Origin of the sequence: Trabulsiella odontotermitis, assembly GCF_001188485.1 — a bacterium.
Classification (GTDB): domain Bacteria; phylum Pseudomonadota; class Gammaproteobacteria; order Enterobacterales; family Enterobacteriaceae; genus Trabulsiella; species Trabulsiella odontotermitis_A.
The window spans coordinates 159,503-171,113 of sequence record NZ_JNGH01000116.1 but is presented as its reverse complement, the minus strand read 5'-3'; the positions used below and the strand labels follow the sequence as shown (position 1 = coordinate 171,113).

Annotated in this window: 10 protein-coding genes and 3 pseudogenes; 8 read left to right on the top strand and 5 right to left on the bottom strand. The window is 54.7% G+C overall.

The window, feature by feature from the left end:
• The first annotated feature begins 169 nt into the window (after positions 1 to 169).
• The 3 genes from GM30_RS20620 (at position 170) to GM30_RS28265 (ending at position 2,655) form a co-directional block, all read left to right on the top strand.
• The gene (locus GM30_RS20620) at positions 170 to 907 is read left to right on the top strand and encodes a GntR family transcriptional regulator (protein ID WP_049850117.1); all 738 of its coding nucleotides are present in this window, start codon (positions 170 to 172) and stop codon (positions 905 to 907) included.
• A gap of 260 nt (positions 908 to 1,167) precedes the next feature.
• Positions 1,168 to 2,328: a zinc-dependent alcohol dehydrogenase gene (locus GM30_RS20615; RefSeq protein WP_049850116.1), complete on the top strand. Its 1,161-nt coding sequence runs from the start codon at positions 1,168 to 1,170 to the stop codon at positions 2,326 to 2,328.
• Positions 2,329 to 2,451: 123 nt separating this feature from the next.
• Positions 2,452 to 2,655 carry a CinA family protein gene (locus tag GM30_RS28265; protein ID WP_476691228.1) on the top strand — a complete coding sequence of 68 codons (204 nt, stop codon included), beginning with the start codon at positions 2,452 to 2,454 and terminating at the stop codon, positions 2,653 to 2,655.
• Positions 2,656 to 3,003: 348 nt separating this feature from the next.
• Here the strand turns inward: GM30_RS28265 and GM30_RS20605 are convergent.
• The 5 genes and pseudogenes from GM30_RS20605 to GM30_RS20585 form a co-directional block, all read right to left on the bottom strand.
• Positions 3,004 to 3,751, bottom strand: a pseudogene (locus GM30_RS20605) (manganese catalase family protein).
• Positions 3,752 to 3,772: 21 nt separating this feature from the next.
• A complete protein-coding gene (locus tag GM30_RS20600; protein ID WP_049850115.1) occupies positions 3,773 to 4,279 on the bottom strand; it encodes a ferritin-like domain-containing protein in 507 nt (168 codons plus the stop codon).
• Positions 4,280 to 4,469: 190 nt separating this feature from the next.
• A complete protein-coding gene (locus GM30_RS20595) occupies positions 4,470 to 4,652 on the bottom strand; it encodes a con-10 family general stress protein (protein ID WP_049850114.1) in 183 nt (60 codons plus the stop codon).
• 373 nt (positions 4,653 to 5,025) lie between these two features.
• Positions 5,026 to 6,036 carry a type I glyceraldehyde-3-phosphate dehydrogenase gene (gene gap, locus GM30_RS20590; protein WP_049850113.1) on the bottom strand — a complete coding sequence of 337 codons (1,011 nt, stop codon included), beginning with the start codon at positions 6,034 to 6,036 and terminating at the stop codon, positions 5,026 to 5,028.
• Positions 6,037 to 6,114: 78 nt separating this feature from the next.
• Positions 6,115 to 7,053, bottom strand: coding sequence for a GlxA family transcriptional regulator (locus GM30_RS20585; protein ID WP_049850112.1), 939 nt, complete (start codon positions 7,051 to 7,053; stop codon positions 6,115 to 6,117).
• Positions 7,054 to 7,319: 266 nt separating this feature from the next.
• Here GM30_RS20585 and GM30_RS20580 point away from each other — a divergent pair, with 266 nt between their 5' ends.
• The 5 genes and pseudogenes from GM30_RS20580 (at position 7,320) to cydB (ending at position 11,557) form a co-directional block, all read left to right on the top strand.
• The gene (locus tag GM30_RS20580) at positions 7,320 to 8,234 is read left to right on the top strand and encodes a hypothetical protein (protein WP_049850111.1); all 915 of its coding nucleotides are present in this window, start codon (positions 7,320 to 7,322) and stop codon (positions 8,232 to 8,234) included.
• Between the two features lies 1 nt (position 8,235).
• The gene (locus GM30_RS20575) at positions 8,236 to 8,490 is read left to right on the top strand and encodes a hypothetical protein (RefSeq protein ID WP_072092043.1); all 255 of its coding nucleotides are present in this window, start codon (positions 8,236 to 8,238) and stop codon (positions 8,488 to 8,490) included.
• A 112-nt stretch (positions 8,491 to 8,602) separates the two neighbouring features.
• A complete protein-coding gene (locus GM30_RS20570; protein WP_049850110.1) occupies positions 8,603 to 9,340 on the top strand; it encodes an OBAP family protein in 738 nt (245 codons plus the stop codon).
• Positions 9,341 to 9,359: 19 nt separating this feature from the next.
• A pseudogene (locus GM30_RS20565) lies at positions 9,360 to 10,632 on the top strand (cytochrome ubiquinol oxidase subunit I).
• A pseudogene (cydB, locus tag GM30_RS20560) lies at positions 10,629 to 11,557 on the top strand (cytochrome d ubiquinol oxidase subunit II). The pseudogenes GM30_RS20565 and cydB overlap by 4 nt, the downstream one beginning before the upstream one ends.
• Positions 11,558 to 11,611 lie beyond the last annotated feature (54 nt).

Genomic DNA, 11,611 nt, shown 5'->3' with positions numbered 1-11,611 from the left:
TCCAGATGACGTTCCGGCATGCTCCTTGCGGCACGCTAAATGTCTGGACATTGCTATAATGTACGTACATTTAGAATGTACGTACATTTTATAATGACCGTACATTTCGAAGGGAAGTTCTGATTCCTGCTTTTGTGATAACGATCGGTAATTTAGAAGAACAATGGCGATGAAAGAGTCTCTGTACCACCGTATTGCCCGTGAGCTGGCGGCCGACATTGCGTCCGGCAAATACCCTGCGGGCGCGCAGATTCCGACGGAAAAAGCGTTGTGCGAAGCATACCAGGTCAGCCGTCATACCATCCGTGAAGCGCTGCGAAGCCTGACGGAACAGGGGCTGATTTCACGACGCAAAGGGGCGGGGACGCACGTCACCGACAGCCCCAATGAAAATTCACAGGATCACCCGCTGGCCTATCTGGAGGATTTGCTGGTGCTGGCGCGCAACAACCTGCGGGTGGTGAAAAAGGTCGATGAAATTGTGGCGGACATCGAACTGGCGCAGGTTATCGGCTGCCCGCCGGGATCGCGCTGGTTGCATATCGCCAGCATTCGTGAAGACAGCCAGAAGCGCGACGCGCCCATTTGCTGGACCGACAGCTACGCCAGCACCGCCTATAGCAAGCTGCGTCAGCTGGTGCGCAGCGATCCTCATGCGCTGATAAGCGATCTGATAGAAGAACACTATGGCATCCGCAGCCAGGAAGTGCATCAGACCATCACCGCGGTGGGCGTTCCGGCCAAAATGGCCAAAGTGCTGGGCGTGGAAACGGGGTCTCCGGCGCTGCGCATCGTGCGGCGCTACATTGACCGCCAGGGCGAAACGTTTGAAACCACCGTGTCGGTGCATCCCGCCGGACGCTATACCTGTTCACTGGTGTTGAAGCATCTGACAGCAGAAGAGTAAATAGTAAAAGAGAGAGCCTTAAGCGACGCGGGAAATATTTCACCGTTCCGCTTAAGGCTCTTTTTTTATATTTCAACGGCACGGGTTCTCTCGAGGCCCGATTATTGTTCTATCCTTTCAGTTCCTGCTTTTTTATTTTTACGAGTTCAGGCTTATGGCTAGCATAATTATCGGAAAGCGTTCTGCAAATCAGATTAATAGTATTTTTATCACTGCTTCCGTGCCTGGTCTCGCTTACGCCATTAACGGGAGAATAGCCTATGAAAGCACTGACTTATCATGGTCCGCATAATGTCAGCGTTGATACTGCCCCCGACCCGGGATTAGAAGCCGCTGATGATATTATCCTTCGCGTTACCGCTACTGCGATTTGCGGCTCTGATCTGCACCTTTACCGTGGGAAAATACCGGGTACTCATCACGGTGATATTTTTGGCCACGAGTTTATGGGCGAGGTCGTCGAGACCGGTCCGGATGTGAAAGCGGTCAGCAAAGGCGATCGCGTGGTGATCCCATTTGTTATCGCCTGTGGCGACTGTTTTTTCTGCCGTTTACAGCAATATTCAGCCTGTGAAAATACCAACAGCGGTAAGGGCGCGGCGCTGAACCGCAAAAGCATTACGCCGCCTGCGGCGCTGTTTGGCTACAGCAATCTCTACGGCGGCATACCGGGCGGGCAGGCGGAATATGTTCGCGTGCCGAAAGCCAACACCGGGCCGTTTAAAGTGCCGGACAGCCTGCCCGATGAAAAAGTGCTGTTCCTTTCCGATATTCTTCCCACCGCCTGGCAGGCGGTGAAAAACGCTGAAATCAAACCGGGCTCCAGTGTGGCGATTTACGGTGCCGGGCCGGTAGGGCTGCTGTCGGCGGCCTGCGCGCGGCTCAACGGCGCGGAACAGATTTTCATCATTGACCACAATGATTACCGGCTGGCATTCGCGCAACAGCGTTATGGCGCCATCCCGATTAACTTCGATAAGAATGACGATCCGGCGGCGTGGATCATCGAAAACACGCCAGGCAATCGGGGTGTGGATGCGGTAATCGATGCCGTGGGGTTTGAAGCGAAAGGCAGTCTCACCGAAACGGTGCTGAGTACGCTCNNGTGTATTGCCGCCGTACGGCGGGGCGGGATCGTCAGCGTGCCGGGGGTGTACGCCGGATTTATCCATGGCTTTATGTTCGGCGACGCCTTCGATAAAGGGCTGTCCTTTAAGATGGGGCAGACGCATGTCCATGCCTATCTGCCCGATTTGCTGAAACTGATTGAGCAGGGCCATCTCACACCGGAAGAGATTGTGACGCACCACATGCCGCTGGAAGAGGCCGCGCGCGGCTATGAAATCTTCGAAAAACGGCAGGAGGAGTGCCGCAAGGTGATTCTGGTGCCGGGAATGGCCGGCGAAAAAGCGACGATTTGAGCCGCGTGACGGCGGCAATGCCAACGGCACCGCCGTCCTTTCATTTCATTCACTGAGGTTATTTATGACAACACCTTCGTTATCGGTCGCCAGTGANNGACAGCGGAATCCGGTCCCGGCGGGCTGATTGCGTCGGCACTGTGTGCCGCCGATGATACGCCGTCCTTCTACGGCAGTGGGTTTATCACTTATACGGATGATGCGAAAATCACCATGCTGGGCGTCAGTCGCGACACGATCGACACCTTTACCGCCGTGAGCGAACAGACGGTAAGAGAGATGGCGGCGGGGGCAAAGCAGCGCTCCGGGGCGGCAGCCTCGCGGTAAGCGGTTACGCCGGGCCGGACGGAGGGGAGGACGGTACACCCGCGGGGACGGTGTGGTTTGCCTGGCAACTGGCTGATGATGAAATCCATACCAGCGTAAAGCGCTTTGATGGCGACAGTGAATCGGTGCTGGCGCAGGCGANAGCTACGCCATGGCGGCGCTGATCCTGTTACTGGCGGAATATGTTTAAGTGGCGCGTACAAAAACACCCCTGAAAAGGGGTGTTTAAGGATGGGCAAGAATAGTGGGGAGATTATTTATCCTGTTCCTGCGGATCGCCGCTACCGAGCTCTGCGCCAGTGAGCGGGTCAACGTTCGGATCGGACTGGGTACGTTGCGCCATGGCTTTCACCAGCGCTTGCTGTTTGTGGCTAAACCATCCCCGCCATCAACGGCAGGTTGCGGGTCAGCAACATAGTCGAAATTCTCATCGCTGTTCCAGCTCCCGCGCGGATCGTCGCCTTCGGACATGTTGTAATACACGTTGGTGTATTGCTCTATCGGGGGAAGTTTACCCGGCGGGAAATTATTACGGATGCTGTAAAGCGCTTTCTCAAAGGACAGCATATGGGCGGCTTCGCGGGTCATTAAAAAACTCAGTGCATCTTTGACGCCCGGATCGTCAGTGACATTGATCAGGCGTTCATAGATAATTTTGGCGCGTGCTTCCGCCGCAATATTTGAACGCAGATCGGCGGTCACTTCACCGATGGTATCAATATACGCCGCGGTCCNCCGCCGCCCCCCCGCCATAAAGCAGAGAGGTAATATGGCTGTCGTTACCGTTCTCGGTTAAAGAACGATAAAGCTCAGCCTCATTTTCTGTGCCTTCTGCCAGTTCGCCTTTTGCCCCTTTATTCAGCATGCCAACCAGAGAACCAATAATTTCGAGATGACTTAGCTCTTCCGTGGCAATATCCATCAGCATTTCTTTGCGTCCGGCATCCTCATCACCCAGACCCTGGGTAAAATAACGGCAGGCGGCAGCCAGCTCGCCCTGTGGGCCGCCGAACTGTTCAAGTAATAAATTAGCCAGGCCGGGATTGGGTTCGCTAACCCGCACGGTATATTGCAACTGCTTTACATGTCTAAACATAATGCCTCCTGCGAATGAGAGTTATTTTTTGGCTTCTACGCCTTCTGCGGCATCACGAAGTAAAAATTGCTCAGTGACGTCCGGTAAGTGATCGCGAGCCCAGTCGGCCATATTCTGCTCTTCCGCCAGTATATCTTTTAATGTCTGCACGCTGGCAACATCGCCGGCTTTTTCGGCGGCACAAATTAATGATGTGTAACAGGCGATCTCGAATTGTTCAAAGACGTAGCTACTAATTGCGCCTTTGACAATTTCATCAGACATAAACATTCCGCCAACGGCCTGACCCATGGCAGCCATTTTGCTTGTGGCATCTTTTAATAAAGAACGGCTAATACCATTGCGGTCAATAATATCTTCAAGACGTTTTATCTGACTCTCGGTTTCGGTTAAATGTTGTTCAATTTTTGCGCGTAAATCGGGGTAATTGTCAATACGCCCGCTCATGGCTTTCAGCATCGATTCTGCCTGTTTTTCCATTGCATGCGCGTCGCGTAGCCAGTCGTGATAATTCTCTTGTGGAGTCATCATTAAATCCTCGTCTGTTATCATGCTTGCGAGTAAGGAATAAAAGCGTTTAGCGATAGGCTAAAGAGAAGTTATTTATTCGCCTTCCGTTTGCTGTTAATTACCGGGGAAAGCAACTGGCGAGTCAGTTCGGCCCGCCAGTGGGTTTTCATTTTACAATGAAAGCGTTACGGGTAATCCCGGGAGAAGACTACTCACCCGATTTACGACCGCCGCCGTGGCTATTCTGGCCACCTTTTTTACCAGCCTCAGAGGCACGTTGCGGATCGTTTTTAAAATTACCGCCGCTCTGTTGACCACCTTTACGTCCTGCTTCAGACGCTTTTTCACGATCTTCTGCGAAATTTCCGGAACCGCCGCGATGTTCAGTCATGTTATTTCTCCAGTCTCGTTGATGAAAAAAACGACATATTTGTTGTAGGTCATGCCGTCCGTGTCAGTGTTTAAAACTAGTCGGAAAGAGAAATTAGTCAAAGCGAAGCGTGTTCCTTCAAAATTTATTCCGCAGGAATTGAATTTGACAGCACAATATTATGTGACCTAAGTGATATGGCTTTTTATTTGAGACACTTAAAGGCGTGATGGGAAATTCTACCATGCAGGAGAACGGCCGATATGGTGAATAATTGACGGTAATTTACCCAAAATTGACGAAAGAGGCAGGGGGAAGGCTGTTATTCTATTTAGTATTTTAAGACAAATCCTGGAAGAATAAAAACCACGCCGTAGCGTGGTTTTTTTATCGGTTACTGATCATGCCGGGCCATCAGCAGCGTCAGGTCGACCAGACGGTTCGAGAAACCCCATTCGTTGTCATACCAGGCGAGGATTTTGACCATATTGCCGCCAATCACCAGCGTCGACAGGCCGTCGATGATGGAGGAGCGCGGGTCGCCCTGGTAATCGCTGGAGACCAGCGGTTCATCGCTGTAGCCGAGAATGCCTTTCAGCGGCCCGGAAGCGGCAGCGTTGCGAAAAGCGTCGTTCACTTCTTCAGCTGTCACATCGCGCTCCAGCGTCACGGTAAGATCAACAATCGATACCACTGGCACTGGCACGCGCAATGAGTAACCCGTCATTTTGCCCTCAAGTTCGGGGATCACTTTGCCCAGCGCTTTCGCTGCGCCGCTGGAGTAGGGCACAATCGACAGCGCCGCCGCACGCGCCCCGCGTAAATCTTTTTCCGGCTGATCGTGTAGCGCCTGACTGTTGGTGTAGGCGTGGGTGGTGTTCATCAGGCCGTGCTTAATGCCAAAGTTCTGATGGAGCACCTGCGCGGCAGGTGCCAGGCCGTTGGTGGTGCAACTGCCGTTGCTGACGACAACATGTTTCTGCGGATCGTACAGTCCGTCGTTAACGCCCATCACAATGGTTAAATCATCGTTTTTGCCCGGCGCGGAGATAATGACGCGTTTCGCGCCGCCACGCTCAATGTGTACGGCGGCTTTTTCACGCTCGGTAAAAAAACCGGTCGCTTCGATAACGATATCTACGCCCGCATCCCGCCATGGAATGTTTCCCGGGTCGCGTTCGCTGAACACGGTGATGGCCTGGCCGCCCACGCGCAACTGCCCCTCGGCGGCTTCAACGTCTTCCTTCAGCGTGCCGAGCAGCGAGTCGTATTTCAACAGGTGAGCCAGCGTTTTGCTGTCTGTCAGATCGTTAATCGCCACGATCTGCAGTTCAGGATTACCCAGCGCGGCGCGCAGTACGTTACGTCCAATCCTGCCGAAACCATTAATACCGACCTTAACCATGATCCACTCCTTAATTGTTGTCTCTGGCATTACTGTAGGTCGGGGCTGTTTTGGCGTAAATGACAAAAAAGGATCACATTACGCCATCTTGCGGATATGAAAGCGCTGACGGTATTCGCCGGGTGTCAGGTTGAGCTGTTTTTCGAAGAGGCGGCGCAGGTTAATGCTGCTGCCAAAACCGGTCTGTTCGGCGATTCTGTCCAGCGTATCGGTGGTCTGCTCCAGCTGCTGCCGGGCAGCGGCAAGGCGGGCTTCGGCGACATAGCGTGCCGGCGACGCGCCGGTTTCCCGGGTAAACACGCGGGTGAAATTGCGCGGGCTCATGGCGACTTTTTCCGCCAGTTTTTCGACACACAGGTCGGCGGTGAGGTTTTCGAGGATCCACGACAGCAAGTCGTTAATCGGTCCTGAACCACTGGTTTGCCGGAGGTTAAAACGGCTGAACTGCAACTGCCCGCCGGGGCGGCGGAGGTACATGACAAAATCCTGGGCGATGTCACGGGCGAGGCTGAAACCGTAATCCTCTTCCACCAGCGCCAGCGTCAGGTCAAAACCGGAGCTGACCCCGCCGGAGGTCCAGATATTTCCGTCCTGAATGTACAGTGGCCCGCCTTCGACCTTTACCTGCGGGAATTCGGTCTGCAGTGTGTCCAGCAGTTGCGCCAACAGCAGCGCGCCGCCGCAAATGGACGCAATGCGGCGGGCATGCGGTGCGGCGAGGCGCAACCAGTCAACCACCGCTGTGCCTTCCAGCGCATTCTGGCCTCTGCCGGTGATGATGATGGTGTCGAGCGGCTCCCGCGGATCCAGCTCGTGAAGGCGGTGATCAGCCAGCAGGTTTAACCCGGACTGACCGTGGATCACCTGATGTGGCTGCGTGGTGGCGACATGCACCTGATAGCACGGGCCAGCTAACCCTTCTGTTTGCAGTTGGTTCGCCTGTGTCAGGATGTCGGCGATCCCGGCAGATTCGAACAGCATTCCGCCATCGGGGACAATGATAAGGATTTTCTTCATGTCCTGAAAAGTAAACCTTTAACAAAATAAGTCAACCTGAAAGGACGTAAAAAAGGATTGTTGACATGAATAATCGCTTCGCAGTAGCATCGTCCTCGGTCTACACCTCCTGCTCTGACGCCCACGTCAGGAAATACTGGTGACAATGTGTAAACGTGATTTGCTGGCATAAACCACAAATCAACAACTCCATGAAACCTGTTGGTTGCTATGGCTAATTTTAGTGGGCGGAAATTGCTATAGCATTGATTCTTAAGGTTTATAACATGAGTGAGTATCACGTTTATCTCTTTGGTCAACCGGTGTCCGTCCGCCGTACGCTTCCCAAAAAAGTTGAAACGTCTGTGCCTTTCGCTGCCGGGCGGCTTCATTACGTTATGGAAACTCCGCGCACGGTGCTGTACGGCATGAACAGCTCAACGCATGACATCCATTCTGATGAGGCAAAAAAGCTTTTTGATACCCCCCGAATCCAGTTGCCGAACGGTCTGCGCGTGGGTGAGTTTTGTGAAAAAGCCCGCGCCGAATTTCCCGATCTTCCGAAACAAAAAGCCTACCACGCGTATGCACAAGCGCTGTTTGGCATCGGCTACTCGCAGCTTATCGAAACGCAGAAAGCGTCCTTGATCGCCCGGTTTGATGCGGCTTTCCAGCAGATTGACGACAACGTCATAGAAATCAGCGATCCTTTCCCGTTTCTTCGCGGACATCTCTCCTGTCCTGTTGAGGTGATTGATGAATTCAAACGCCTGGCGAATCAGGGTCACCATAACTCGCAATTTATGGCGGGGCTGCTGTTGACCACCATGGCGGGCGATTTTAGCGAGTCGGGCATCGCCTTTTTGCGGATGGCTTACGAGAACCGTTTCCCGCGCGCCATGGATGCGCTGGCAGAATATTTGCTCTACAAAGAAGATTTCCTCGGCGCCGTGCAGTGCCATCTGCTTTCCATCGACAGCCTGGACGATTGCTCGCATACGATGGACACCATCAAGAAGATGACGATGTCTCGCTATATCGAACAGCCGGAGTTTATGCCGCTGCTGCCGTTCATCGTTAAGCGCTGCCTGGATGAGGACTTTACCGCGCTGGCGAAGAAGCATTATCCGAAGCTGTATCCGTCTAAAGAAGAGATCCAGCAGGCGATGATAAACCGCTTACTCGGTCGTGGAGGACGTTAAGATGTGTGATTTTCATAATGAAGATGAAACGTATCTCTGCTCGTCCTGTGGCGCGCCGTGCCAGGCGTCAGATTTTGACGACGTTGATGATGAATTCGATGAGTCAGATCCACAGTGCGTAGACTGCCAGCGCCATTCACGTATCGATGGCGAAATCTGCGAGTTCTGCGATTTGCCTGCCGAGTATGAAACCGAAAGTTTCTTTTTGTGCGGCGATCACTATGACGATTACGTAGACGGTTACCGCCGCGACTGACACCCAGAATCGTCCGTTTTGTTACCAAAACCCACGCCACGGCGTGGGTTTTTTTCGTCGAATCGCCCTGCCTGTACTAAGGTCAGTGTTACCACTGTGACAGGGAAAGCGAATGAAACCTTTATCTCTTTTACTCTTAACCGGCCTGACGCTGACGGGCTGTGGCGCGAATAATACGCCCCCCAACACCGCCGTGCCTGGCGAAAAAACCTCCACTCAAATGCGCACTCTGGAGACCGGGGCTCAGATGCTCCAGTCCCGGCCGCCGGTGGAGGCGATCAGCACCTATCTGGACGGTTTCCATTTTTATAGCGGTGACCAAAATGGCCAGATGGAGGCCCATCACTACGTGACGGTATTGAATGATGAGGTCATGCAGGCGGTGATTTATGACGGCAACACCAAAGATGCCCGCCTGATGGGCGTCGAGTACATCATCAGCGAGCGCCTGTTCAACACGCTGCCGCCGGAGGAGAAAAAACTCTGGCACAGCCATCGCTATGAAGTGAAGTCTGGCAGTCTGGTGGCGCCGGGGTTACCTGCAGCAGCTGATAAGGCGCTGATGAGCAAAATTGTGAATACCTACGGCAAAACCTGGCATACCTGGCACACCGATCGCGATAAGTCGCTGCCGCTCGGCATTCCGACATTGATGATGGGCTTTACCGCCGATGGTCAGCTTAACCCTGCACTGCTGCAGGACCGGGATCGTCGGCTGAAGGTGAATACGCAGGAAATCAAACGCGAGCGTGAAGATCTGGTGGCACATCCGGTTGCCGAAGGCGCGGACGCCTGGCAGCACGGGGAGGTGATCCAGCTTCGGCAGACCCGGCTCCGGCAGACAGAGTAATCACTGGGGGGAGGCAAACATGATAAGCCAGGAATTTACGCTGTTGCTGGCGCGCAGCCAGTTCGCGTTTACCATTGGTTTCCATATCGTGCTTGCCGCCTTCACCATTGGCCTGGCGCAGTTTTTGTTGTTCCTGGAAGCCATGTGGTTATGGCGAAAAGCGCCGGTCTGGCTCTCGCTCTGGCGCTACTGGAGTAAAATTTTCGCCCTCAATGTTGCCGTCGGGGTGGTGACCGGCGTCATGATGGAGTTCGCCTTTGGCACCAACTGGAGCGGCCTTTCCAGCCGCGCTGGGGCGATCCTCGGCCCGATGATGTATCTGGAAGTGCTGGTGGCTTTTTTCCTTGAAGCGGGCTTTATGGGTGTGGTGCTGTTTGGTATGGGGAAAGTGCGCCCGTGGATACATTTCCTGGCGACGGCGATCGTTGCAGTCGGCTCCATTATCAGCGCCTTCTGGATCCTTGCCGCGAACTCATGGATGCAGACCCCGGCTGGTTTTACCCTCGNGGCGGCAGCCGCTTTACTCGGTACGGCGTGCCTGGTGGCGGCCTGCGGTGGCTGGCATTTGTTACGCGACCCGCAGCAGCTGGCAGCGCGCAAAATGTTCTCCCTCGGCTTGTGGATGCTGCTTGTGCTGGCGCCATTACAGGTGGTGCTGGGGGATTTACACGGCGAGAACACCCGCGATCATCAGCCTGTTAAACTGGCCGCGATGGAAGGGGCGTGGGATCCGCCAGCGCCGGGTGACGGCGAACCGATGCGGCTGTTTGCCCTTCCGGATATGCAACAGCGGCGCAATCACTATGAAGTGGCGATCCCCCATATTGGCTCCCTCTATTTGCGTCATAACCTCGAAGGACGCATCCATACGCTTAATCAATATCCTCGCGATGATCTGCCCTGGGTGCCGGGCGTGTTCTGGTCGTTCCGGGTGATGGTGGGGCTGGGGATCGNGGCGGGCGCGCTGGCTGCAGCGCCTGACGGTGTTGATGGCTCCCGCTGGTTTTGTCGCCATGCTGGCAGGCTGGCTGGTGACCGAAACGGGACGTCAGCCGTGGACGGTATACGGCCTGTTACGTACCGCGCACAGTGCGTCACCGGTTTCCGCGCAGATGGTGCTCGGTTCGTTGAGCGCGGTCGTGCTGGTGTATCTGGCGGTGTTTTCCCTTGGATTATGGTTTTTGTTACGCCTGATGTCGCGCCCTCCCTCGCCTGATGAAAGCGAAGTGATGCCGGACGTGGCGGAACGAACCGGGCAGGGCGTGGCCCACCCGAAAGGGGGTTCGCAATGACGGAATTCTTCGGACTCCCTCTGCTGAACGCGCTGTCGGCCGCCGCGCTGGCGCTCAGTTTGTGGATCTATGTGCTGCTGGACGGCACGGATTTGGGCGTGGGTATCCTCTGCGGTTTGCAGCGCAGCGACGAGGATCGGCACCGGATCAACATCTCATTGCTGCCGGTCTGGGATGGTAACGAAACCTGGTTGGTGCTTGCCGCAGGCGGCATGCTGGGGCTGTTTCCGCTGGCGTATGCCATTGTGCTGAGTGCGCTGTATGTTCCTGTTTTCGCGATGCTGCTTGCCCTGATTGGCCGCGGAATCGCCATTGAATACCGGCACCACGCGCCGCGCCTTTTTGACGCCATACTCATCGCGGGTTCGATTATCGCGAGCCTGGCGCAAGGGATGATGGCGGGGAGTCTGATTCAGGGCATCCCTAACAATCGTCAGCAATTTACCGGTACTGGCTGGGAGTGGCTGAGTCCTTTTCCGCTCTTCTGCGGCATAACGCTGGTGGCGGGCTACTGCCTGATGGGCGCCGGCTGGCTCAACTGGCGCTGTACCGGGGCACTGGCAACCCGCGCGCGGCGGGCGATCCCCTGGCTTGCGGCGCTGACCGTGCTGCTGCTGGCGGGGTTATTATTCTGGACTGTCAATGTGCATGTACCGTGGCTGGCTGTGCAGGGTTGTGGTTCGCGCTTTCACGGGGCTACGCCTTCCTGCCGATGGCCGCCATTCAGGTCATCGTGAGCGGTGCCTTTGGCGCACTGGTGTTTACGCTGTTTCCGCTGATTGTACCGGTGAATGTACTCATCCATCAGGCGGCTGCGCCCCCCGAAACACAAAAATTCCTGCTGATCAGTTTTGCATTACTGGTGCCTGTCACGCTTGTTTATAACACCTGGGTATTTCGCGTTTTCAGCGGAAAAATCCATTAATTATCAGCATGCTAAATAAATACAGCCATGCTGTATCACCGAAAGAGGAGAAAG